The following is a 24,066-nucleotide window of genomic DNA, read 5'->3' as shown; positions in this document are numbered from 1 at the left end:
AGCGCGCCCCATAATGGAACCCATGGACTCCCTCGGCACCTGGCCCCGGCCCGTACCCGCGGACGACCGCGACTTCGACGTCCAGGTCATGCGGCGGCTGCGCACCGCTCCCGGCGACGACGGGGCGCCCGACCGCCCCTCCCTGGGCGAACGCCTGGGCACGTCGCTGCTGCTGGTGGTCCCGGTGCTGACCGCGCTCGCCGTGGTCCTGCTGTGGCAGCAGTGGTCCCGGTCCGGTTCGGCGCTCTACCTCGCCCTCATCGCCGTGGTGCTGGTGGCCACGGCCCTGTGGTGGACGGCCCGGCTCAAGCGCGCCTTCAGCACCGCGCAGGGCCGGCTGGGCGCCCGCCTGGCGAACGTCGTGGAGCACGGCGTGGGCGTCGTCCGGGAGATCGCCCTCGAGCCGGTCGCCCAGGACGCGTCCGCCGCCGGGCGCGCGGACGGGAGCACGGCGGCGGACGCGGGGACGGGCGGCGGCCGCGTCCGCGCCCGGCTCGAGCTGTCCGTGACCCCGGTGCGGGGGGACCGCTTCAGCACCTCCGTGGAGGCCCTCTACGACGCCGACGCCGCGCTCCTCCTGGAGACCGGCTCGCACGGGCCCGTCCGTTTCCTGCGCGACGACCCGGAGGGCACCACCGTGATCGACACCCGGCTCTCCGAGGAGCAGGTCGCGCAGGTCTACCGGGGCGCAGCCCTCAACTGAGGGCGGTGGCGGCTCGGCCGTCGCGCCGGTCGGCCGCCCGCTGCTCCTTCTCGACCCGCAGCCGGAGCTGCTCGCACAGGTCCTCCCCCGCCCGGAGCAGCTCCGGCATCCGGTGCCGCTCCGTGGTCTGGGCGCGAAAGGCGTCCGCCACGCCCACCCCGTGCCCGGCGCGGAGGGTGAGCTCGACCGGCAGACCGGCCCGCAGCGTGCCCGGCTCCAGGACCTTGAGGTAGGCCCCGGAGCGGCCCCGCTCCGTGAAGCGGCGCAGCCAGCCGCGCACCTCCATGCTCGCGCGGAACGTGCCGCAGGGGATGCGGGCGTCCGTGACCTGCAGCAGCACCCCGCCGATGCGCCAGACGTCGCCCAGCCGCGCGCCGTCGACGTCGACGCCCGAGAGCGTGAGGTTCTCCCCGAAGGAGCCGTCGGGGATCTCCCGCCCCAGCTCCTGCGCCCAGAAGTCCAGCTCCTCGCGCGCGAAAGCGTACACGGCCTGGTCCGTGCCGCCGTGGTACTTGCCGTCCCCGATGAAGTCCCCGGTCAGGCCCGAGCCGAGACCGCCCCTGCGGGGGCCCGGGTCGCGGACCTCCACCGGTCCGTGCACGGGGTGCTTGCGGATGCCGGTGGCGCGGTTCGGCCGGGCGGGATTGACCTCGGACCGTCCCACGTTGACGCTGTGCACGCGTCCGGTCACGGCCGGACGTCCTCGCCGGGGCGTCCGGCCTCGTCCCCGGCGCGCTCCTCCAGCTCGTTGTGGTGGGTCGGTGAGTACACCGCCGAGCCGATGAGGTACCCGGACCGGGCCAGCGCCATGCTGCCCACGGCCGAGGTCACGAGCTGCAGGACCACCGCGGCGAGCAGCTTCACCGCGTTCTCCACGCCGGGCAGGAAGAAGAACGCCCCGGTGAGGACGAACGAGACGCCGAGGCCCGCGGCCGTGGCGATCGCTGAGGACCGGGTGTAGAGGTCGGGGAACCGGATGATCCCCACCGTGGCGGTGAGGAAGATCAGCGAGCCCAGGACGATGAACGCCTGCCCCACCACGCTCATCCACAGGGTGTCGTGCATGATCGGGTTGAAGTCCACACTCATCGCCTCCCCTTGGTCAGTGCGCGGGCCAGGGACAGGGTCGCCAGGAAGCCCACGAGGGTGGCGATGAGGACCAGGTCGAAGACCGGGGGGCTCATCGCCAGCACGCCGAACAGGGCGATGAGCCCCACCACGGCGAAGAACAGCAGGTCCGCGGCGATGGCCCGGTTGGCGTCGTTGGGGCCGCGGAACATCCGCACCCCGGCGACGAGGACGGAGGCGGCGAGCACGAGCACGCCGAAGAGGATGCCGATCATCGGGGTGCCCCTCCCGGTCGGATGCCGTTCAGCATGTGGGTCTCCATCTCCTGCAGGCTCGACCGGGCGTCCTGCGGTCCGTCCGAGTACATGGTGTGCACGAAGATGTCGTACTCCTCCGTGCCGGCGGCCCCGTCGCCCCCAGCGCCCCCGTCGGACGCGGCGCTGTGCGAGCCCTCCGGGGGCCGGGCCACGGTGGCCAGGGTCAGCGTCCCCGGGGTCAGGGAGATGAGCACGCTGAGCAGGACCGTCTCGAACTCGCTGCGGCACCGGGTCCGGTAGCGGATCACGATGGGCGAGGACCCCTGGCCCGGGGTGAGCACGTCGCGGGTCACCGCGACGTTGGAGAGGACCAGCTCCCAGGCGTACCAGAGCAGGAAGCCGATCAGGCGCAGCGGCCAGGTCAACCACGTCACGAGTTCACCACCGCCTCCACGAACGCGCTCGTGTCCACGAGCCCCTCCGCGGCCGTGGCCGAGACGCCCAGCAGCAGCTCACCGCCCACACCGAAGGCGAGGGTGACGACCGCCAGGACGAGGGCCGGCGCGATGAGGGCCGGCGCGATGCGGCGCTCCGTCGTGCCCACCGCGGCGACGACCTCGCTCGACGAGTCCTCCGGTTTCCCCAGGAACATCTTCCCCCAGATCTTGAGCAGGTACAGGAGCGTGAACAGGCTGACGCCGACCGCCACGAGGGCCACCACGATCTGCTGCTCCTCGAACGCGGCCAGGATCAGCGCCAGCTTGGCCACGAACCCCGAGAACGGCGGGATGCCGGTCAGGGACATGGCGGCGGCGAAGAACACCACGGCGGTGAGCGGTTCCCGCCGGAGCAGGCCCGTGACCTCGCCCAGCGGGTGCCGTCCGTAGGCGATCTCCACCGCGCCGGTGGACAGGAACAGGGACACCTTCACCACCGTGTGGTGCAGCAGGAAGAAGATGCCCGCGGTGAGTCCGGCGACCCCGAACAGGGCGACGCCCAGCAGGATGTAGCCGATCTGGCTCACCGTGGAGTAGGCGAGGATCGCGCGCGCGTCCCGCTCCCCCACGGCGCCGAGGACACCGATCACCATGGACGCGGAGAACACCACGAGCCCGATCCACAGGTACTCCTCCATGCCGTCGAAGATCACGGCGTAGATCCGGTAGATCGCGTAGACCGCCACCTTCGTGTGCAGCCCCGAGAACAGCGCGGTGACGGTGGGGGACATGAACGGGTACGTGCGCGCCAGCCACCCGTGCACCGGGACCACGGCCGCCTTGACGGCGAGGGCGGTCAGGACCACGGCGACCGACACGGCCACGGCGGTGGACTCCGCCGCCCGGCCCGCCAGCTCGGCCACGTTCACGGTGCCGGCCGTGCCGTAGACGAGCCCCACCCCCGCCAGGAAGATCGTGGAGGCCAGCAGGTTGACGCTCACGTAGATCCGCGAGGACGTGACCTGCATCAGCCGTCCCCGGCCGCGGTGGGACAAGATGATCAGCGCGTAGGACGGCACGAGCATGACCTCGATGAACACGAACAGGTTGAACAGGTCCGCCGTGAGCAGGGCCCCGTTGAAGCCCGCGGTGAGCACGAGCACGAGGGGACCGAAGTAGCGCTTCTCCGCCTGCCCCGACACCACCCCGAACCAGGAGCTGATCAGCGTCACGAAGCCGGTCACCGTGAGCATCAGCGCGGTGAAGAGGTCGGCCGCGAACGGGATGGCGATGCCGGCGGGCCAGCCGCCGATGCGGTGGGCCAGCACGGTGTCGCCGTCCAGGAGGGTGCTCACGAGCCACACGGCCCACACCACGTCCGCCCCGAGGACGGCGAGCAGCCCCGCCTTGGCGATCCGTCCGGCGCCCCCGGCGAGCACCAGCAGACCGGCGGCCAGCAGCGGGACGATGACGAAGAACGGGATCAGGTCCGCGCTCATGCGCGACCACCCCGCCCGGGGCCCCGCTCCGGGCGGGTGCCCACCGGATCCGGGTCCTCGGGGGCGGCGCCGTGCGTGCCGGGGCTGTCTGCGGGGTCGTCCATCAGGTCAGGGGTCTCCATCTCCCGGCCGGTGAGCTCGAGATCGGTGTCGTCGTCCTCGTCGCCGGTCACGGCGAGCACGAGCATGTACATGGTGATCGCGAACGCGATGACGATCGCCGTCAGCACGAACGCCTGGGGCAGCGGGTCCGCCGTGGTTGCGGGGTCCGCGGAGGCGCCGAGGGGCTCGCCCCGGCGGTCGATGCCGCCGGTCGCCATGATCAGCAGGTTCACCCCGTGGCTGAGGAGGGCGAAGCCGATGATCAGGCGGACCATGCCGCGCCGCAGCATCATGAACACGCCGCCTCCGATGAGCACGCCCACGGTCAGTGCGAGTGCCATCAGGAATCGTCTCCTCGGGGTCGGTCGGTGCGCTCGGCGGACGTCCCGGAAGTACGCCCGGAACTCCGGTCGAGGACCCGGATGCTGCTGAGGTCCATGGGCGCCGTGCTGGGGTGGTGCGGCTCGTCCGTGGTGGGGGTCGGGTGGAAGGCGGGACCCTCCACCGCGGTGGAGCCCACCCGCCGGAGGGGCGGTGGCTCCTTCTCCTCCACGCCGAGACGGCTGACCGCCGCCAGGATCACGCCGACCACCGCGAGGTACACGCCGACGTCGAAGAACAGCGCCGTGGTGAGCGAGACCCCGAACACGTCGAAGTGCAGCGCGCGCAGGAACGAGCCCTCGGCCAGGCCGAGGAGGCCCACGACCACCGCCACGGCCACCCCCGCGCCGATGAGCTTCACGTAGGGCACGCCGAGCCGGCTGACCCGGTCGTCCTGGGCCGAGAGATAGACCAGGGAGATGCCGGCGGCACCGATGAGGGCGGCGATGAACCCGCCGCCGGGGTGGTAGTGCCCGCGGAGCAGGAAGAAGAGGGACAGGACCACGATGACCGGCCCGAGCAGGCGCTCGGTGACGCGCAGCACCATAGTGTTGTCCCGGGCGTCGACGATCGGCGACCCCGGCGGCTCCGTGATGGGGCTGTGCAGCTTGGGCAGCAGACCCCGCGACTCCAGGGCCACGACGATCGCGATGCCGGCCACGCCCAGCACGGTGAGCTCGCCGAGGGTGTCCAGGGCACGGAAGTCGACGAGGATCGTGTTCACCACGTTCGTCCCGCCGGTCTCCGCCTTGGCCTCCGCGAGGAAGTACTGGCCCGCGTCGGAGAGTCCGCGGCGGCCGGTCAGCGCCCAGGCGGCCGCGGCGGCGGAGGCGCCCGCGAGGACGGCGACGACGGCCGCCGTGGTCGTCCGCCGCTTGCCGGTGCGGTGGAACGTGGAGGGCAGCCGGTTGAGCAGCAGGACGATCACCACCACGGTGAGGATCTCGACGAGCAGCTGGGTCAGCGCCACGTCGGCCGCACCGAGCTCGTAGAACCACAGCGCGACGGCGAAGCCCACCACGCCGATGATGGTCACGAGGGCGATCCGGCTGCGCACCCCCAGCGCCAGGAGCACGCCGATCAGGACCACGCCGAGCAGGACCCAGTCCAGCGGGTTCGTCACGTCCCCGAACCGGGGCGGGACATTGACCGTGAACAGGCCCACGGCCGTCAGCACCACCAGCACGACCACGGGCGGGACCAGGTGCCGGTAGGGCGCGTCGGCGCGGGTGAGGCCGCCGACCCACGCGCCCAGGGCGACGGAGCCGCTGCGCAGCGCCTCGACCGTGCCCACCCCGGTGATGGGCGACAGCTCCCGGTCCAGGAGCCGGTCCACGCTCCTCCGGGCGAGCACCAGGATCGTGCCCAGGGTGAAGACCGCCACGGACATGTACAGCTCGGGGGCGAGGCCGTGCCACAGCCCCAGATGGGGCTCGGCGTCGGGCCCGGCCACGGCGGCGGAGGCGGCACCGAGCAGCGGCTCGGCCAGCACGCCCCCCAGTCCCAGCACCAGACCGGCCACGGAGACCAGGGCCACGGGCGCCAGGAAGGCCGCGGAGGCCTCCTTCGGCGGGTCCTGGGCGGGGCGGCCGGGGAAGATCGTGATGATCATCCGGGCCGAGTAGGCGAAGGTGAAGGACGCGGCCAGGACCGCCACGGCGCCCACGAGCCACACCGCGGCCGGAGGCGCCGGACTCTCCGCCATGGCCTTGAACATGGCCTCCTTGGAGACGAACCCGAACAGCGGGACGACGCCGGCCATGGAGACCGCCGCGAGCGTCATCACGACGGCCGTGACGGGCATCGTCCGCGCCAGCCCGGAGAGCTTGCGGATGTCACGGCTGCCGGCCTGGTGGTCGACGACCCCCAGGGACATGAACAGCGCCGACTTGAACAGCGCGTGGGCCGCCACGTGCACCACGGCCCCCACCACCGCGTAGGAGGTGCCGATGCCGATGGTCGCCGTCAGGAAGCCCAGCTGGCTCACGGTGGAGTAGGCGAGCAGCTCCTTGAGGTCGTTGCGCTGCAGCGCGAACACCGCCCCCATCAGGGCGGTGAACAGGCCCACGGAGATCAGCAGGACGTTCCACACCGGCACCTCGCTGAGGGCCGTGGAGAAGCGCAGCATGAGGTAGATGCCGGCCTTCACCATGGCCGCCGCGTGCAGGTAGGCGCTCACGGGGGTGATCGCGACCATGGCGTCGGGCAGCCAAGCGTGGAAGGGGAACTGCGCGGACTTGGTGAAGGCCGCGAGGGCGATCAGCACCGCGACGAACGCGGCGAACCCGGGGGACGTGGACCACACGTCGTCGACGAGGATGTCGCTGAGGCGCGTGGTGCCGGTGGCCACCCACATCGCGACCACCGCGGCGAGCAGGCACAGCCCACCCGCCATGGTCACCAGGAAGGTCCGGATCGCCGGGTCCTTGGCGTGCGGGCCGGAGCGGGCGATGAGCAGGAAGGAGCACAGCGTGGTGAACTCCCACATCACGAACAGCAGGACCACGTCGTCGGCCAGGACCAGCCCGAGCATCGCCGCGGCGAAGAACGTCATGAGGGTGTAGAAGGCGCTGTGCGAGCCCTTGGCGAGGTAGCGGGCCGAGTAGCCGATGACCACCGCGCCGATGACCAGCACGATGAGGCCGAAGAACAGCCCGAGCCCGTCGAGCCGCAGGTGGAAGGTCACGCCCAGGGTCGGCATCCACGGGATCTGCTGGGAGACCGCGTCGGCGTCCCCCCGGCCGTTCCACACCGCGACCAGCGCACCGGCGAGCACGAGGAGGCCCGCGGCGAGCGGCCAGCCGGCGTCGCGGCCCGCCCGGCGGCCCAGGACGGCCGCCACAGGGCACAGCAGGGTGGTGAGAGCAAGAATGATCAGGAGGGACACGCCTGGCAACCGTCCGGTCGGTGGGATGGGAACGAGGTGGACTCGGCCGTCGACGCACCGGCCGCTCCGGCCGGTGTCCCGGCCGGAGTGATCAGGCGTCCCGGGGGCATCCGGAGAGCAGCGGCCCCCAGGAGTTCAGGTAGCCGTTCGTCCCGTTGGACACGCACCGGACCGCCGAGGACAGCACACGGCCCGGCGGCACGGCGGGGCCGCGGCCGTGGGCGTGGTTCCTGCGGCTGGTCATCGCCCCGAATTTACCATGACGGCCACCACGGTCCCCGGCGAGGTGCTGCGGTGCCCGTGACGGCTCTGCGCGTGGTCCGGCCGCCCTTCCGGCCGGTGACGGGGTCAGCGCCGCTCCCGCAGGGGACTCGAACCGGAGTGCGGGACGGTCGGGGTGGCGGCGGTCTCGGCGTCCGGCTCGACGCCTGCGCGGCGTGCCGCCGACTCCGGCGGGAGCGCGTCCCCGAGGTCCTCGTCCCGGTCCTCGACGAGCTCCCCGTCGACACCGCGGTCGCCGTCGTGGGGGGCGAGGGCCGGACGACGGCGCGGGGCGTCGTTGATCTCGGTGACGGACACGGCCATCGCGTTGAGCGCGAGACCGGCGAGCACGAACAGCCACGCCGCGACGGGGTACCACGCCAGACCGAGGACCACTCCGACCACGACGAGGGCGACGGAGGTCAGGTAGGCGGGGGTCAGCACGCGCTGGACGTTGAACTTCATGGTTTCCATTCCACCACGCGCGCGTGCTGATCGACCAACGGGCCCGAGCGTTTCCCCGCACCGGCACGGGCACCCTGGTCCGGGAGCCTCCGTGCGTATACCGTCGGCGGCATGGACGACCTCGACCCCGAGCTGCTCGAGCTGGCGCGCTCCGCGCTCACCGTGACCGTGCTCTCCGGCGCCGGGATGTCGGCCGAGAGCGGGGTGCCCACCTTCCGGGACGCCGGCACCGGACTGTGGGCCCGCTGGTCCCCCGAGGAGCTGGCCACCCCCGAGGCGTGGGACGCCGACCCCGGGCTCGTCTGGTCCTGGTACCTCTGGCGGGCCCGCCAGGTGCGCCGGCTCCGCCCCAACGCCGGACACCGGGCGATCGCCCGGTGGGCGGACCGCGCCCGCGTCCACGTGGTCACCCAGAACGTCGACGACCTCCACGAGCGGGCGGGCTCCGCGGTTCTCGCCCACCTGCACGGCAGCCTGTTCGCGTTCCGTTGCTCGGGCTGCGGCGCCCCGTTCCCGGAGCGTCTCCTCCCGGGCCTGGCGGCGGAGGCCCTTCCGGAGGCGCCGCCCGCTCCCCAGGAGCCCGACCGCGAGGAGCCGGGCCGCGAGCGCCCCCCGGTGTGCCCCTCCTGCGGCGGAGCGGTGCGGCCCGCGGTCGTGTGGTTCGGGGAGCAGCTTCCCGAGGGCGCCGTGGAGCGCGCCGCCGCGGCCGTGGCCGAGGCGGAGCTCGTGCTCGTGGTGGGCACGTCCGGGCTCGTGCAGCCCGCTGCCTCCCTGCCGCTGATCGCGGCCGGCCGCGGGACGCCCGTGGTCGAGATCAACCCCGAGGACACCGCGCTCACCCCGCACGTCGACCGGACCGTCCGGGCCGACGCCGCCGAGGCGCTGCCCCGCCTCCTGCCCCCGCGGGACGACCGGCGCCCGGCCGACCGGCGGCCACGCGCCGACGGCTGAGCGCCCGCTGCCGGCCACGACCGCGGCTGCGGCTGCGGCTGCGGCCACCGTTCCCCGCCCTCCGGGGGCCTCCCTCTGCGGCCGGGCACCGGAGGCCGATTGCTGAGAGCAGAAAGCACGCTGTCCTTCTTGTCAGCGCGCGGCGACAGCAGGAGACTGTTCGACGGACACCGGGCCCGGACGAGCTCCTCCCGGCCCTCCCTGTCAGCCCCTGGCTGTCTCCCCACGAAAGGCACGGTCCATGACGCAGTCCACGACGCAGTCCCCGACCCTCACCCTGCACGACGGCAGGTCCATCCCCCAGCTCGGCTACGGCGTGTGGCAGGTCGACGCCGACATCGCGGAGGACGTGGTGGGCCAGGCCCTCGAGGCCGGCTACCGCCACATCGACACCGCCATGATCTACGGCAACGAGGAGGGCGTCGGCCGGGCGATCGCGAACAGCGGCATCCCGCGCGACGAGATCTTCGTGACCACCAAGCTGTGGAACGACGACCACGGCCACGACTCCGCGCTGAAGGCCATCGACGCCTCCCTGGAGCGTCTCGGCCTGGAGTACGTCGACCTGTACCTCATCCACTGGCCCACCCCGAAGCGCGGGAAGTACCTGGAGACCTGGAAGGCATTCCAGGAGATCCGCGAGAGCGGCAAGGCCCGGTCCATCGGCGTCTCCAACTTCCCGCAGGAGGAGCTCCAGGAGATCATCGACGCGACGGGCGTGGTCCCCGTGGTGAACCAGGTGGAGCTGCACCCCTACTTCAACCAGTCCGCGCTGCGGGACTTCAACGCCTCGCACGGCATCCTGACCGAGGCCTGGTCCCCCCTGGGCCAGGGCGGCGACCTGCTCAAGGACCCGGTGATCGACTCGATCGCCCGCAAGCACGGCGCCACCCCGGGACAGGTCATCATCGCGTGGCACCTGGCGATCGGCAACGTGGTCTTCCCCAAGACCGTCACGCCGGAGCGGATCCGCGAGAACTACGCGGCCCTCGACGTCCGGCTCGACGACGAGGACGTCCGGGCGATCAGCGGCCTCGACAACGGCGGGCGGATCGGCTCCGACCCGAAGGACTTCAACTGAGTCCTGGCTCCTTCCCGGCGACGCCCGGGACCACGGTGGGTGCACCGCGGTCCCGGGCGTCGCCCGTGCCGCCGCCGGCACCGCCCACCGGGGGGTGAGCGCGACGGGGCCGCCGGCCGCGGGCGCGCACCGATTGGTGCTCGACCGCCCGGCAGGCCGATCATGGTGCGCATGACCTTCCGGACCCCCCGCGCGGCGGAGGGCGCCACCAGCGCCCCCGACCCGCGCGACCACCACGACGACCACACCGGCACGGAGCTCCCTCGCCCCGACGCCCGGTCCTTCTTCGGCCAGCCGCGCATGCTGGCGAACCTGTTCAGCGTCGAGCTGTGGGAGCGCTTCTCCTTCTACGGCATGCAGGGCATCGTCCTGCTGTACATGTACTTCGCCACCACCGAGGGCGGGCTCGGCATCGACCGCGCCACGGCCGCGGGCATCGTGGGCGCCTACGGCGGCGCCGTCTACCTGTTCGCCATCCTGGGCGGGTGGGTCGCCGACCGGCTCCTCGGCTCCGAGCGGACGATGTTCCTCAGCGGCGTCCTCATCATGGCCGGCCACGTCTCGCTGGCGCTGATCCCCGCGGTCGCCGGCCTCACGATCGGCCTCGTCCTCATCGCGATCGGGTCCGGGGGGCTCAAGGCCACGATCACCAACCTGGTCGGCGCCCTCTACGACCGCCAGGACCCCCGCCGTGACGCCGGCTTCTCGATCTTCTACATGGGCGTGAACATCGGCGGACTCCTCGGGCCGCTCCTGACCGGCTTCGCGCAGAAGAGCTGGGGCTTCCACCTCGGCTTCGGCCTGGCCGCGGTGGGCATGGCCTTCGGCCTGACCCAGTACGCGCTCGGGCGCAGGAGGCTTCCCGCCGAGGTCCACCACGTGCCCAACCCCCTGCCGCGCGAGCAGTACGGGAAGTGGATCGGGATCGCCGCGGCGGCGATCGCCGTCGTCGTGGCCGCCACCCTCACGGAGGTGCTGAACGCGGCCAACCTCGCCGACGTCGTGGTGGGGGTGATCGTCGTGGCCGCCGTGGCGCTGTTCGTCCTCCTGCTCACCAGCAAGAAGGTCGACGACGACGAGCGCTCCCGCGTGCGGGCGTTCATCCCGCTGTTCATCGGCTCGGCCGCGTTCTGGGCGCTCTTCCAGCAGCAGTTCACGGTCATCACGATCTACTCGGACACCCGCCTGGACCGGACGCTGGGCGACTGGACCATGCCGATCTCGTGGGTCCAGTCCTTCAACCCGCTCTTCATCATCCTGCTCGCCCCGGTGTTCGCGGTGCTGTGGACGAAGCTCGGCGACCGCCAGCCCGCCACGCCCACCAAGTTCGGCCTGGGCATCGTGCTGATGGGGTCGGCGTTCCTGGTCTTCCTGCCGATGGTCGGGGTGGGCTCGGTGCCCGTCCTCTGGGCCGCGCTGATCCTGCTGGTCGCCACCCTGGGCGAGCTGATGGTCTCCCCGGTGGGCCTGTCCCTGTCCACCCGGCTGGCTCCGCGCGCCTATCCCGTGCTGATGGTCGCCCTCTTCTACCTGTCGGTGGCCCTGGGCACGGCCCTGTCCGGCGCGCTGGCCGGCTACTACAGCGAGCAGGCCGAGGCAGCCTACTTCGGGACCCTGGGCGCCGTGACCATCGTCGTCGGCGGCGCCCTGCTCGTGCTGTCCCCCTGGATCCGGCGGATGATGCGCGGCGTGCGCTGACGGCCGTGCCGGGCACCCGCCGTCAGGGACCGGTCGGTGCGCGGACGATGCCGCGCACCACCTCGGCGGCGGGGACCTCCTGTGCGGCCGCGAACTGCGGACCGGCCCACAGGGCGATGGCCTCGGGGTCCCCGGCCTGCGCCGCGGCCGCCCGGATGGGCTTGGTCATCTGGTTGACCTGAGGATATGCCGCTGGGGCCATATTCGTGAAGCGGTCGAGGAAACCGTTGCGCACCCCGCGCGCCAGCCGTCCCGAGAACGCGCGGGTCACGGCTGTCTCCGTGTAGCGGCCCGAGCCGAGGGCCTCCCGGTACGCGGCGGACGTCCCCGCCTCGTGCGTGCGCAGCAGCAGCGTGCCGACCTGCACGGCGTCCGCCCCGGCGGCCAGGACCGCGTCCGCGTCCGCCGCGGAGGCGATGCCGCCCGCGGCCACGAGCGGGACGTCCACGGCGGCGCGGACCGCGGCGACGAGCTCCACCAGGGGCTCCTCGCCCGGGACGTCCTCCGCGCGGTGGGTGCCCCGGTGCCCGCCGGCCGCCGGGCCCTGGACCGTCAGCAGGTGGGCGCCGGCCCGCACGGCGGCCTGGGCCTCCGGGACCGAGGTCACCGTGACGGACGTCGTGGTGCCCACCGCCGCGAGCCGCTCCAGCACGGAGGCCGCGGGGAGCCCGAAGGTGAACGAGACGACCGGGACCCGCAGCGCCTCGACGAGCTCGAGCTTGGCGGCCCACCCGTCGTCGTCGGCGGGGTCCGTGTCCGGCAGCTCCACCCCGTACCGGCGGGCCGTGTCTCCCAGCGCCTCCCGGTAGGCCGCGACCGACCGGTGCACGGCGGGGTCGACCGCCGTCCCGGGGGCCGCGGTGTTCGCCGCCTGCGGGACGAACAGGTTCACCCCGAACGGGCCGTCCGTGCGCGCCCGGACCTCCTCGACGTCCGCGCGGACACCCGCCGCGGGACGGTTGCCGGCGGCCAGGAAGCCCAGTCCGCCGGCGGCCGTGACGGCCGCGGCCAGCGCCGGGGTCGAGGGCCCGCCGGCCATCGGGGCGCCCAGGAAGGGGAGGCGGAGATCGGTCAGCCGGATGCGGGGTGCTGTGCTCGTCATGGTCCCAGGTTAGGAACACGGCGGCTCCCCGTCACCACCTGGGCCGGGCGCGGGGCGTGGCATAGGCTGTGGCCACGGTCACCGCCTGCCGGGGCCCGCCAGCCCGTCACCACCGATTCGAGGCATCCGATGGCCCAGTCAGCCGAATCCGGGACCCGGTCCCGCCCTCAGCCGGAGCTCAAGCGCGTCATGGGCCCCGGCCTGCTGCTGCTGTTCATCGTGGGCGACATCCTCGGCACCGGGGTGTACGCCCTCACCGGGAACATCGCCGGAGAGATCGGCGGCGCCGCGTGGGCCCCGATCCTCGTGGCGTTCCTCGTGGCGACCATCACGGCCTTCTCCTACCTCGAGCTCGTGACCAAGTACCCCGGCGCCTCGGGCGCCGCGCTGTACACGCACAAGGCCTTCGGCATCCACTTCATCACCTTCCTCGTGACGTTCGCGGTGCTCAGCTCGGGCCTGACCTCCGCCTCGACGGCGGCCTCGGCCGTGGCCTCGAACTTCGCCCGCGGCTTCGGGCTGGAGGTGGGCACCACCGGGATCACCGTGATCGCGGTCAGCTTCATCGCGATCCTCGCCGCCATCAACATCCGCGGGGTCACCGAGGGCCTGGTCTTCAACGTGGTGCTGACGTCGATCGAGCTCACCGGCCTGCTCATCGTCATCCTCGTGGGGTTCTGGGCGTCCTTCCAGGGCCGGGCCGACTTCAGCCAGACCATGATCTTCGAGACCTCCGAGGACAAGGGCATCTTCCTGGCCCTCACCGCGGTGACCTCGCTCGCGTTCTTCTCCTTCGTGGGCTTCGAGGACTCCGTCAACATGGTCGAGGAGACCAAGAACCCCAGCCGCGACTTCCCGCGCGTGATGCTCTTCGGCCTCGGCCTGACGGGCGTGGTCTACATCCTGGTCTCGATCTTCACCGTGGCGGTCGTCCCCATCGGCGTGCTCGGGGAGTCGACCACGCCGCTGCTGGACATGGTCCGGATCGGCGCCCCCAACATCCCCATCGACACGATCTACCCGTTCCTGACGATCTTCGCCGTGGCCAACACCGCCCTGATCAACATGCTCATGGCCTCCCGGCTGCTCTACGGCATGGCCCGCCAGGGCGTGCTGCCGGACTTCCTGGGCCACGTCCTGCAGGGCCGGCGCACCCCGTGGTCGGCCATCGTGTTCACGAGCCTCCTCGCCATGGCGCTGATCGTCGTCATCAACAACATCCTCGGCAGCGGCACGGCGAGCGCCCTCGGCGGCACCACGGCCCTCCTCCTCCTGGGCGTGTTCACCATCGTCAACGTCGCGGCGATCATCCTGCGCAAGGACCACAGCCCCACCCACGACTACTTCCACGCCCCCCGGGTCCTGCCCTACCTGGGCGCGATTACCTGCGCCTATCTCGTGGGGCCCTGGGCACAGGACCTCATCGAGTACCAGATCGCCGTGGTCCTGCTGCTGATCGGGCTCGGCCTGTGGATCGTCAACTTCGTCTACGACCGCCTGTTCCTCGGCCGCAAGGTGCGGTTCGAGCACCCGGAGGCCCTCGCCCGCATGGAGGACGAGCCCGCGGACCAGGACCCCCACCGCGGTCCCTGACCCGTTCCGAACCACCGTGCCGCTACCCCAGGAGAACCCGTGACCGTCGTCGTCGGATACATGCCCACCGCCCCCGGACACGCGGCGCTGGACGCCGCCATCCTCGAGGCAGAGCGCCGCGGCACCGACCTGGTGGTGGTGCAGCCGCGGCCGAGGCGCCACCAGCCGCCGGAGGTCGAGGCCGACATCGACGTGGAGCGGGAGAAGCTCGCCCGTGCCGGAGTGCGCTACGAGCTGCGGGAGCCCGACCACGACAGCGACCCCGCCGACGTCATCCTCGACACCGCCCGCGACCACGGGGCCGAGCTCATCGTGCTGGGCATCCGGCGCCGCTCCCCCGTGGGCAAGATCATCATGGCGAGCACCGCCCAGCGCGTCCTGCTCGAGAGCCCCTGCCCGGTGCTGTGCGTCAAGGCCGTCTACGACTGAGCCCGGGATTTTATTTCTGTTTTCGAAATATTAGTCTGGTCCCAGACCCCGGCGCCTCCGGTCCCGCGGTGGGGTCCGTCGGTCGCCGCGGCTCCGACCTGATCCTGCCGCTCGTGAAAGGCACGCCATGACCACCCCGGCCCCCACCGCGTCCCGTCCCGCCCCGTGGGCCGAGGCCCCCGGGTCCCCCGCACCCCCGCGACGCTCCCGCTGGACCACGCTGTTGCGGATCCTGCTGCCGGCGCTGCTGATCGTCGGGTGGCTCGCGGTGGCCGGCGTGGGCGGGCCGTACTTCGGGAAGATCTCCGAGGTCTCCACCAACGACCAGTCCAGCTTCCTACCCGAGTCCACCGAGTCCACGCAGGTCACCCGGCTGCTGGGCGAGTTCCGGGACTCCGAGGCGATCCCCGCGATCGTCCTCCTCGCCCGGGAGGGCGGGCTGAGCGCCGCCGACCGGGCGTGGGCCGAGGACGCCGCCGCGGCGGTGCAGGAGAGCGGTCTGGCCGAGGGACAGACCTCGCCGCTGATCCCGTCCGAGGACGGGGAGGCCTTCCAGCTCGTCGTCCCCCTGCCCGACGGCGAGGTCGTCGACGACGTCGAGGCGCTCGCGGACCGGTTCGAGGCGGACCGGCCGGAGGGCCTGCAGAGCTACGTGACGGGCCCCGCCGGGTTCACGGCCGATCTCGTGGCCGGCTTCGAGGGCATCGACGGGATCCTGCTGGGAGTGGCGCTGGCCGTGGTGTTCGTGATCCTCCTCGTGGTCTACCGCTCCCCCGTGCTGCCCGTCCTGGTGCTGCTGACCTCGGTCTTCGCCCTCAGCGCCGCCATCCTGGTCGTGTACTGGCTGGCGGCCAACGAGCTCGTGACCATCAGCGGCCAGGTGCAGGGCATCCTGTTCATCCTCGTGGTCGGCGCCGCCACCGACTACTCGTTGCTGTACACGGCGCGGTACCGGGACGCCCTCCTGCACCACCGGGGACGGGCGGAGGCCACCCGGGCGGCCCTCAAGGGCTCGGTCGAGCCGATCGTCGCCTCCGGCGCCACCGTCATCGCGGGCCTGCTGTGCCTGCTGCTCTCGGACCTCGCCTCGAACAAGGCCCTGGGCCCGGTGGCCTCCGTCGGCATCGTGATGTCCGTCCTGGCGGCCCTGACCTTCCTGCCCGCGGTCCTCTACGCCACGGGACGGGGGGCCTTCTGGCCGTTCCGGCCCCGCTACGACGCCTCGGGCGCAGAGCGGGTGCGCGTGGTCGAGCACGGGGCGGGCACCCGCCCGACCGTCGAGGGCCGGGGCGTGTGGGCCTCGGTGGCCCGGTTCGTGGCCCGCGCCCCGCGGGCGATCTGGGTGCTGACCACTGTGGTGCTCCTCGCCCTCGCCGGGTTCAGCACTCAGTTCGAGGCCTCGGGCGTGGAGCAGAGCGAGCTCGTGCTCGGCGAGTCCCAGGCGCGGGACGGCCAGGAGGCCCTGGCCCAGCACTTCCCCGGCGGCTCCGGCAGCCCCGCGGTCCTGCTGGTCCCGACCGGCTCCCTGGACGCCGCGGTCGAGGCGGTCGAGGGCACGGAGGGGGTGGCCGGCGTCGTCGCCGTCGCCAACGACTCCCCGACCGGCACCCTGCCCCTCGGGAAGGACGCCCCGCCCCCGGCCGGGCCCTTCGCCGGGGCCGAGCCGACGGAGGCCCAGGGCCTCTACCAGATCCAGGCCACGCTGTCCGACGCCGCCGACTCCCCCGAGGCCGAGCAGACCGTCCGGGAGCTGCGCGAGAACCTGCGCGCGGCGGACGCGGAGATCCTCGTGGGCGGCACCACGGCGACGAACATCGACACCAACGAGACCTCGATCGCCGACCGCACGCTGATCATCCCGGTGATTCTCATGGTCATCACCCTGATCCTCATGCTGCTGCTGCGCTCCGTCCTGGCCCCGGTGCTGCTGATCCTCACCACCGTGGTCTCGTTCTTCACGGCCCTGGGCGTCTCCGCCCTCGTGTTCAACAACATCCTGGACCTGCCCGGTGCGGACCCCTCGGTCCCGCTTTTCGGCTTCGTCTTCCTCGTGGCGCTGGGCATCGACTACAACATCTTCCTGATGTCCCGGGTGCGGGAGGAGTCGCTGGTCCACGGCACCCGGGCGGGCATCCTCCGGGGGCTCACCCTCACCGGCGGGGTGATCACCTCGGCCGGCATCGTGCTCGCGGCCACGTTCGCGGCGCTGGCCGTCATCCCGATCATGTTCCTGGTGCAGCTGGCGTTCATCGTGGCATTCGGCGTGCTCCTGGACGCGCTGATCGTCCGGTCGCTGCTGGTGCCGGCCCTGACCTACGACATCGGCCGGGCCATCTGGTGGCCCTTCCACCGGCGGATCGAGCCCTGAGACCCGGCGGGGCGCCCGGAGCCACGGCCGCGGGCGGGCCGCGTCCGGCGGTGTCCCGGTGACCCCCCGGACCCGGGCTCTCGACGGCCGCGCGGGATCCGGGTCTCCCGGGACCGCGGGCGCGCCGGCGCCGGGCCCGCACGGCCCACGCTGGTCCCGAACGGTGCGGGCGGTGTGTCAGGCGGCGCGTCAGGCGGCGTGGTGGTCCGTCCGCCGGGCCACGACCGGCACCCGTGCCGTGTCCGGACGAGCGTCCTCCGCGGGGCTCTCCTCGGCGGCGGGCACCTGCTCGACGTCGTGCCACGCCGCGTCCTCCTGCTGCCAGCCGAAACCGTAGGCGAGCGCGGGCACCAGGTGGTTGGCGAGACCGCACCCCACGGCCAGGCCCGCCCACGCGATGGGGAACGAGGCGAGGACGTCGAGGGGGTAGTGCACGCCTAGGTAGAGACGGGACAGCCCGACGAGCACGGCCGCGCCCAGTCCCGCGACGAGGACGGTGGAGGCGGACCTCGACCGGCGCATCGCGAGGCAGAACGCCGCCGCGATGGCCAGGGCGGCACCCGCGTGCCCGGAGGGGAAGGACGTGAGGCCGTCCACGAGGACCAGGGGTTCCGGGAACGCCGTGCTGTCCGGCCGGGGGCGGCCGACGGCGACCTTCACCATCCCGACCGCGGCCCAGCCGGAGAGGGCCGTGACGGCGAAGCCGGCGGCGTCCCAGGGCCGCCGGCGCGCCAGGGCGAGCCAGGCGGTGAGAGCGGCGATGATCGCGAACGCCCCCGGGGTGGAGAACGCGTGGTGCAGGACGAGCGCCAGCGCGTCCAGGACGCCGAGGCGCGCCGCGTCGAGCTGGTGCAGGACCTCGATCTCCTGTGCCGCGACTCCCGGGGAGTACACCAGCAGCCGCCCCACGGTCGCCGTGACGAGCACGACGATGAAGGGGACGACCACCCACTGGTGCAGCTGGGGGAGGGACCAGGTGGAGCGGGCCGGCCGGGGGGAAGAGTGCTGCGCCGGAATTGCCATGCCCACCACCATGACACACGCCACGTTCCGGGAGTCCCCGAACGCCCGGCCCGCAAGAGAGTTCGGAAAAAATTCCCCGAATCGGTACAGAGAATGACAAATCATGAAGCTTACTAGTGGGAACGGTGCCGTCGGGGCCGCTGTGTGACGCTCCGCGTCCCCCGCGCGACATCGGCAGCACCAGCAACCGAAAAAGGCTGATTTTGGAGCGGAGCCGTGGAGTTTCACGTGGAACGCCGGACGTCTGCAGGATAATCAATCCACATCGGGTGTTTTCAATGACGGACACCGCCACGACGGGCCTCCGCCGCCCTCGTGCCACCCTCTTGCCACTTTCAGCCCCTGTCCCCTCATCGAGGGACAGCTGTTGACGTGGAACGGCCCGGATAGACTGGGCCGCCACTCCCACCCTGCCGCCCGACCCGCGAGGAGCCCCCGTGTTCAAGAAGGACAAGTCCCGCAGCCGCCGCCCGGCCGCCTCCCACGCCGAGGCCGTGCAGCACGTGGCGGAGGGCGGGGTCGCCATCTACTGGCGGCCCGGGTGCCCGTTCTGCGGCATGCTCGAGCGCGGACTCGGAGCGGACGCCGAGCGCGCCGCCTGGACCAACATCTGGGAGGACCGGGACGCCCTGGCCTTCGTGGAGTCCCTCAACGACGGCAACGCCACGGTGCCCACGGTGGTGACCCGCGACGAGCACTTCGTCGCGGCCTCCCCCGCCCAGGTCGCCGCCGCCAGAGGGCTGATCGCCGAGGCCGGCAAGGTCCTCTGAGAGCAGGCGGGCGGAACCGCCGGCCCGCTCCACCCCTGTCTTCGACAAGTGAACGCTGATTAGGATGACAGTCCTGTTCACGTTCACCGGTGAAAGAGGACGATGATGTCCGAGTCCGCGGGGTCCCCCGTTCCACCCGGTTCGCAGACGTCCCTGCGCAACGCCAACCAGCGCCGGGTGCTCGACACGGTGCGCCGTGACGGGCACCTCACCCAGGCCCAGATCTCCCGGCGCACCGCGCTGGCGCCCTCGACGGTGTCCAGCATCGTGCACCAGCTGATCGGCGCGGGCCTGCTCGTCATGGAGACGGACGGCGCCGGCCGCCGGGGTCAGCGCATCGGCTTCCCGGGCTCCGCCGGCCACGTGGTCGGCATCGACGTGGGACACCGCCACGTCACGGTGGCCGTCGCGGACCTGAACCAGAGGATCCTCGCCCAGCGGCGTCACGAGCTGCCCGCCGAGCACCGCTTCGCCGAGGACCTCGAGCTGGTCGGCCGGACCCTCGACGCCCTCCTCCGGGAGCACGGCACGGCACGGTCCGGTCTGCTCGCCGCGGGTCTCACCCTCCCGGCCCCCGTGGACCTCGAGGGCCGGCTGGTCAGTGCGAGCGCGATCCTCTCGGCGTGGAGCGGGATCGACGTGCGCGAGGAGGCCGGCCGCCGGCTCGGGCTGCCCGTCGTCGTCGAGAACGACGCCAACGCGGGCGCCCTGGGCGAGCACGCCTGGGGCGCCGGGCGCGGAGCACAGCACATGGCCTACCTCAAGATCGGCCACGGCGTGGGCGCCGGTCTGATCCTCAACGGGTCCCTCTTCCGCGGCGCCACCGGGTCCGCCGGGGAGCTCGGCCACACGACCGTGGACGAGCACGGCCGGGTGTGCCGGTGCGGCAACCGCGGGTGCCTCGAGACCTACGTGTCCTCCGGGGACATCACCGGCCTGCTGAGCGCCACGCACGGGCCCGACCTGACCGTGCCCGACCTCGTGGCCGCGGCGATCGCCGGCGACGTCGGCTGCGGGCGGGTCATCGGCGACACCGGCCGCCTGCTCGGCACGGCGGTGGCCAACCTGTGCAACACCATCAACCCGGAGCTCGTGGTCGTCGGCGGCGAGATCGCCCGGGCCGGCGAGCTGCTGCTCGGCCCGCTGCGGGAGGTCGTCTCCCGCCAGGGGGTCCGCGGCAGCGTCCGGGAGCTGCGGATCGAGACCGCCCGGCTGGGGATCGAGGCGCACGTGGCGGGCGCGGTGATCCTCGCCCTGCAGCACGCGGAGCTGCCCGTCGGGGCCCTTCCGTCAGGATGACGCGCCGGACGACACCTGTCTTCGACTAATGGACATTCAGCGCACTGAGTTTTAGTGTGGACCGCGTCACACGAACCCCACGGCGTCGGCGGGTGCGTCCGCCCCGGGGTGCGGCGGACGGCACGTCCCGAGCCCACGCCGCTTCCTCCACCAGCAGCCGATCTCTCCACCAGCAAGGGAGCTGTCCGATGAGCCAAGACGCCACGACCCCAACGGTCGCGGAGCACCCGAACACCTCGGCGGTCCTCCGGATCAGCATCATCGCCGCCTTCGGCGGCTTCCTCTTCGGCTACGACTCCGCCGTCATCAACGGCGCGGTCTCCGCCATCCAGGAGGAGTTCGGCGTCAGCCCGGGTCCCCTGGGCTTCGCCGTGGCCTCCGCGCTGCTCGGTGCCGCCGCCGGCGCCTTCTTCGGCGGACGGATCGCCGACCGGCTGGGCCGCGTCCCCGTCATGAAGATCGCCGCGGTGCTGTTCCTCGTCAGCGCCATCGGCTGTGGCGTGGTCGACAGCTTCGGCTGGCTGATCTTCTGGCGCGTCGTCGGAGGCGTCGGGGTGGGCGTGGCGTCCATCATCGCACCGGCCTACATCGCCGAGATCGCCCCCGCCGCCGTGCGCGGGCGGCTCGGCTCGCTGCAGCAGATGGGCATCGTGCTCGGCATCTTCATCTCCCTGGCCGTGGACGCCTGGCTGGCCGCCATGGCCGGCGGCTCCACCCAGGAGCTGTGGTGGGGCCTCGAGGCCTGGCGCTGGATGTTCATGGCCGAGGCCATCCCGGCCCTCGCCTACCTGATCGGCGCCTTCACGATCCCCGAGTCCCCCCGGTACCTCGTGGTGGAGGGCCGCTCGGACGAGGCCCACGCGGTGCTGGCGAACCTGCAGGGGGACGCCTCCGCGCGGGAGCGCGTGCGCCTGATCAAGGAATCCCTCATCACCGAGCACAAGCCGCGGATGTCGGACCTCAAGGGCCGGACCGCCGGGCTCAAGCCCATCGTCTGGGTCGGCATCGGCCTGGCCGCGCTGCAGCAGTTCGTCGGCATCAACGTGATCTTCTACTACTCGAACGTGCTCTGGCAGTCCGTGGGCTTCACCGAGGCCGACTCGTTCACCATCACGGTGATCACCTCCATCACCAACGTGGTGGTCACCATCGTGGCGATCGCCCTCGTCGAGAAGGTCGGCCGCCGCCGGCTGCTGCTCATCGGCTCGGCGGGCATGACCCTGTCCCTGGGCACGCTGGCCGTCCTGTTCGCCACGGCCAACGTGGTCGACGGCGCCCCGGTGCTCGGGCCCACCGCGGGCCCCGTGGCCCTCGTGGCCGCCAACCTGTTCGTGGTCTTCTTCGGCGTCTCGTGGGGCCCCATGATGTGGGTCCTGCTCGGCGAGATGTTCCCGAACCAGATCCGCGGCGCCGCCCTGGCCGTGGCCGGGTTCGTGCAGTGGATCGCCAACTGGCTCGTCACCGTGACCTTCCCGGCGCTGGCGGCCTTCTCCCTGGGCGTCGCGTACGGGCTCTACGCGTTCTTCGGACTCGTCTCCCTGATCTTCACGATCAAGATGGTCCGCGAGACCACCGGCATCGAGCTCGAGGACATGCAGGACTGAGCACCGCGCAGGAGCCACGACGGCGGCGGTGGTCGCCCCCTCCGGGGGAGACCACCGCCGCCGTCGTGTCCGGGCCCGGGCGCCCGGGGCCCCGTCCCGGCCCGGGAGCGCACAGGGCACCGCGGGCGCTGTGCGTCCTTCTTTACTCCTCCGTGACCGCCAGGACACGGATCGCCGCCCGCATCGGGTATTTTCGGATGAACTGCGCCAGGCCCGGACCCCCGAGCCGGTTCCGGCCTGCCCAGCCCCACCGCTCCATTTTCAACGGCGAAAAGGACCCACGTTGACCCAGACCACTGCGGACCCCGCATCCCCCGCACAGACCACTGCCCGCAAGTCGGCGGGCCACGTCATCGTGGACACGCTCATGGCGCACGGCGTCGAGCGCACCTACGTGGTGCCCGGCGAGTCCTACCTGGACGTGCTCGACGGTCTGCACCACTCGCCGATCGAGACGGTCGTCTGCCGCCACGAGGGCGGTGCGGCCTACATGGCCGAGGCCGACGGCAAGATGGGACCCGTGCCCGGGGTGGCGATGGTGACCCGCGGGCCCGGCGCGGCCAACGCCCACGTGGGCCTGCACACCTCGTGGCAGGACTCCACCCCGATGGTGCTGTTCGTGGGCCTGATCCCGTTCGAGCACCGCGACAAGGAGGCGTTCCAGGAGTTCGACCCGCACGCGTGGTTCGACTCCGGGGCCAAGCGCGTGATGGTCCTCGACCACGCAGAGCGGGCCTCCGAGATCGTGGCCGAGGCGATGTTCGCCGCCAACTCCGGCCGCCCCGGCCCCGTGGTCGTGGGTCTGCCCGAGGACATCATCAGGGCCGAGATCGACGCGACCCTGCACCCGCCGATTCCCGTGGCCCACGGCGGGATGACGGTCAACGACTGGAAGGCGCTGCGCGACGCGCTCTCGACCGCGGAGAAGCCCCTGTTCGTCACCGGCGGCAACGACTGGACCGTCGAGGGTGCGGCCGGCCTCACGGACTGGCTCGAGGAGCACCACCTCCCGGCCGCGGCCGAGTGGCGCACCGAGGGCACCGTCCCGTTCGACTCGGACTCCTACGTGGGCCCGATCGGCTACGGCCGCCCGAAGGCGACCTTCGAGATGCTCGAGGAGACCGACCTGCTGGTCTTCGTGGGCACGGTGCCCGGGGACGTGATCACCAACGGGTTCCTGGTCCGCCAGGACTGGGACAAGAAGAACTTCCTGGTCACCATCGACCCGTCCCTGCGCGGGCGCTCCGGGCCGGTGTCCTACCAGATCGTGGCCAAGCCCGACGTGTTCGTGCGCGACCTCGTGCGCATCGACCTGCCGGCCAAGCCGGCGTGGAAGGAGTGGACCGCCCGGCTGCGCGCCCAGCAGGTCGAGTTCTCCACCCCCGTGTCCACGGATCCGTCCGGGGGCCGGGCCCGGATGGACACCATGATGGCCCACCTCGTGGCGGGTCTGCCCGACGACGCCATGTGCACCTTCGGCGCCGGCGAGCACACCAACTGGGCCCACCGCTACTTCCCCGCCAAGGGATACGCGGCGATGATCTCCGCCCGCAACGGCTCCATGGGCTACTCGGTGCCCTCCGCCGTCGCGGCCTCTTTGCGCTACCCCGGCCGGCGGGTGGTGACCATCGCCGGTGACGGCGAGTTCCTGATGAACGGCCAGGAGCTGGCCACCGCCGCCCAGTACGGGGCCACCCCTTTGGTCATCGTGATGGACAACCAGGAGTACGGCACGATCCGCACCCACCAGGAGCGGGACTACCCGGACCGCGTCTCGGGCACCCAGCTCAAGAACCCCGACTTCGCCCTCATGGCCCAGGCCTTCGGCGGGTTCGGGGTGCGCGTGGAGACCGACGCCGAGATCCCCGGCGCGCTCGAGGCCGCCCTGAGGGCGATCGACGAGGAAGGGCAGTTCGCCCTGATCCACCTGATCGTCGAGCAGCGCGTCAAGGCCTACTGATCCGCGGGCCGTCCACCGCCCGTGCGGTGAGCGGGGCGGGGCCGCGTCCGGTCGGGACGCGGCCCCGCCCCCGGTCCGCACCCCGTCCTGCACGTCCCGGTCCACTGCGCCCGGGTCCTCGGCGCCCC

The 24,066-nt window shown here is 72.3% G+C and carries 22 protein-coding genes; 11 read left to right on the top strand and 11 right to left on the bottom strand.

Features of this window, described 5'->3' with window-relative positions; genetic code table 11:
- The first annotated feature begins 22 nt into the window (after positions 1–22).
- Positions 23–703: a hypothetical protein gene (locus tag RF647_RS11365; protein ID WP_368811783.1), complete on the top strand. Its 681-nt coding sequence runs from the start codon at positions 23–25 to the stop codon at positions 701–703.
- On the opposite strand, the gene RF647_RS11360 is transcribed toward RF647_RS11365, so the two are convergent.
- From RF647_RS11360 to RF647_RS11320, 9 genes are all read right to left on the bottom strand, one after another.
- Entirely contained in the window at positions 696–1,394 is a 699-nt protein-coding gene (locus RF647_RS11360) for an MOSC domain-containing protein (RefSeq protein ID WP_368811782.1), read from the bottom strand. The genes RF647_RS11365 and RF647_RS11360 overlap by 8 nt on opposite strands.
- Positions 1,391–1,792, bottom strand: coding sequence for a cation:proton antiporter (locus RF647_RS11355; RefSeq protein WP_368811781.1), 402 nt, complete (start codon positions 1,790–1,792; stop codon positions 1,391–1,393). Before RF647_RS11355 ends, RF647_RS11360 begins: the two co-directional genes overlap by 4 nt.
- Positions 1,789–2,046, bottom strand: coding sequence for a monovalent cation/H+ antiporter complex subunit F (locus RF647_RS11350; protein WP_133409601.1), 258 nt, complete (start codon positions 2,044–2,046; stop codon positions 1,789–1,791). Before RF647_RS11350 ends, RF647_RS11355 begins: the two co-directional genes overlap by 4 nt.
- On the bottom strand, positions 2,043–2,462 hold the full coding sequence (locus tag RF647_RS11345; protein WP_368811780.1) for a Na+/H+ antiporter subunit E: 420 nt from the start codon (positions 2,460–2,462) through the stop codon (positions 2,043–2,045). Before RF647_RS11345 ends, RF647_RS11350 begins: the two co-directional genes overlap by 4 nt.
- A complete protein-coding gene (locus tag RF647_RS11340) occupies positions 2,459–3,964 on the bottom strand; it encodes a monovalent cation/H+ antiporter subunit D family protein (RefSeq protein ID WP_368811779.1) in 1,506 nt (501 codons plus the stop codon). The genes RF647_RS11345 and RF647_RS11340 overlap by 4 nt, the downstream gene beginning before the upstream one ends.
- Positions 3,961–4,407, bottom strand: coding sequence for a sodium:proton antiporter (locus RF647_RS11335; RefSeq protein ID WP_368811778.1), 447 nt, complete (start codon positions 4,405–4,407; stop codon positions 3,961–3,963). The genes RF647_RS11340 and RF647_RS11335 overlap by 4 nt, the downstream gene beginning before the upstream one ends.
- Positions 4,407–7,334: a DUF4040 family protein gene (locus RF647_RS11330; RefSeq protein ID WP_368811777.1), complete on the bottom strand. Its 2,928-nt coding sequence runs from the start codon at positions 7,332–7,334 to the stop codon at positions 4,407–4,409. The genes RF647_RS11335 and RF647_RS11330 overlap by 1 nt, the downstream gene beginning before the upstream one ends.
- 91 nt (positions 7,335–7,425) lie before the next feature.
- On the bottom strand, positions 7,426–7,578 hold the full coding sequence (locus RF647_RS11325; protein ID WP_368811776.1) for a hypothetical protein: 153 nt from the start codon (positions 7,576–7,578) through the stop codon (positions 7,426–7,428).
- Positions 7,579–7,682: 104 nt separating this feature from the next.
- Positions 7,683–8,060, bottom strand: a complete 378-nt coding sequence (locus RF647_RS11320; RefSeq protein WP_368811775.1) for a hypothetical protein — start codon at positions 8,058–8,060, stop codon at positions 7,683–7,685.
- 111 nt (positions 8,061–8,171) lie between these two features.
- On the opposite strand from RF647_RS11320, the gene RF647_RS11315 reads away from it, so the two are divergent.
- The 3 genes from RF647_RS11315 to RF647_RS11305 all read left to right on the top strand — a co-directional run bounded on the left by RF647_RS11315 (position 8,172) and on the right by RF647_RS11305 (position 11,790).
- Complete coding sequence (locus tag RF647_RS11315) at positions 8,172–9,011, top strand: NAD-dependent deacylase (protein WP_368811774.1); 840 nt, start codon at positions 8,172–8,174, stop codon at positions 9,009–9,011.
- A 241-nt stretch (positions 9,012–9,252) separates the two neighbouring features.
- Positions 9,253–10,092 (top strand): aldo/keto reductase, encoded by an 840-nt coding sequence (locus RF647_RS11310; RefSeq protein ID WP_368811773.1) that lies wholly within the window; start codon positions 9,253–9,255, stop codon positions 10,090–10,092.
- A gap of 171 nt (positions 10,093–10,263) precedes the next feature.
- The gene (locus tag RF647_RS11305) at positions 10,264–11,790 is read left to right on the top strand and encodes a peptide MFS transporter (protein WP_368811772.1); all 1,527 of its coding nucleotides are present in this window, start codon (positions 10,264–10,266) and stop codon (positions 11,788–11,790) included.
- A 22-nt stretch (positions 11,791–11,812) separates the two neighbouring features.
- On the opposite strand, the gene RF647_RS11300 is transcribed toward RF647_RS11305, so the two are convergent.
- Entirely contained in the window at positions 11,813–12,892 is a 1,080-nt protein-coding gene (locus tag RF647_RS11300) for a nitronate monooxygenase (RefSeq protein WP_368811771.1), read from the bottom strand.
- Between the two features lie 129 nt (positions 12,893–13,021).
- Between RF647_RS11300 and RF647_RS11295 the strand changes: the two genes are divergently transcribed.
- From RF647_RS11295 to RF647_RS11285, 3 genes are all read left to right on the top strand, one after another.
- Entirely contained in the window at positions 13,022–14,485 is a 1,464-nt protein-coding gene (locus RF647_RS11295) for an APC family permease (protein WP_368811770.1), read from the top strand.
- A 39-nt stretch (positions 14,486–14,524) separates the two neighbouring features.
- A complete protein-coding gene (locus tag RF647_RS11290; RefSeq protein ID WP_133409610.1) occupies positions 14,525–14,914 on the top strand; it encodes a universal stress protein in 390 nt (129 codons plus the stop codon).
- Positions 14,915–15,041: 127 nt separating this feature from the next.
- The gene (locus tag RF647_RS11285; RefSeq protein WP_368811769.1) at positions 15,042–17,282 is read left to right on the top strand and encodes an efflux RND transporter permease subunit; all 2,241 of its coding nucleotides are present in this window, start codon (positions 15,042–15,044) and stop codon (positions 17,280–17,282) included.
- Between the two features lie 189 nt (positions 17,283–17,471).
- Here RF647_RS11285 and RF647_RS11280 read toward each other — a convergent pair whose 3' ends face one another.
- A complete protein-coding gene (locus RF647_RS11280; RefSeq protein WP_368811768.1) occupies positions 17,472–18,305 on the bottom strand; it encodes a phosphatase PAP2 family protein in 834 nt (277 codons plus the stop codon).
- A gap of 437 nt (positions 18,306–18,742) precedes the next feature.
- On the opposite strand from RF647_RS11280, the gene RF647_RS11275 reads away from it, so the two are divergent.
- The 4 genes from RF647_RS11275 (at position 18,743) to RF647_RS11260 (ending at position 23,938) form a co-directional block, all read left to right on the top strand.
- Complete coding sequence (locus tag RF647_RS11275; protein ID WP_206064005.1) at positions 18,743–19,075, top strand: glutaredoxin domain-containing protein; 333 nt, start codon at positions 18,743–18,745, stop codon at positions 19,073–19,075.
- 105 nt (positions 19,076–19,180) lie between these two features.
- Complete coding sequence (locus tag RF647_RS11270) at positions 19,181–20,374, top strand: ROK family transcriptional regulator (RefSeq protein ID WP_368811767.1); 1,194 nt, start codon at positions 19,181–19,183, stop codon at positions 20,372–20,374.
- A 188-nt stretch (positions 20,375–20,562) separates the two neighbouring features.
- Positions 20,563–21,978 carry a sugar porter family MFS transporter gene (locus tag RF647_RS11265; RefSeq protein WP_368811766.1) on the top strand — a complete coding sequence of 472 codons (1,416 nt, stop codon included), beginning with the start codon at positions 20,563–20,565 and terminating at the stop codon, positions 21,976–21,978.
- Positions 21,979–22,261: 283 nt separating this feature from the next.
- Positions 22,262–23,938 carry a thiamine pyrophosphate-dependent enzyme gene (locus RF647_RS11260; protein WP_368811765.1) on the top strand — a complete coding sequence of 559 codons (1,677 nt, stop codon included), beginning with the start codon at positions 22,262–22,264 and terminating at the stop codon, positions 23,936–23,938.
- The last annotated feature ends 128 nt before the right edge of the window (positions 23,939–24,066 follow it).

The organism is Kocuria sp. CPCC 205263 (assembly GCF_040981075.1).
Classification (GTDB): Bacteria; Actinomycetota; Actinomycetes; order Actinomycetales; family Micrococcaceae; genus Kocuria; species Kocuria rosea.
This window is presented reverse-complemented; position numbering and strand designations above follow the sequence as displayed.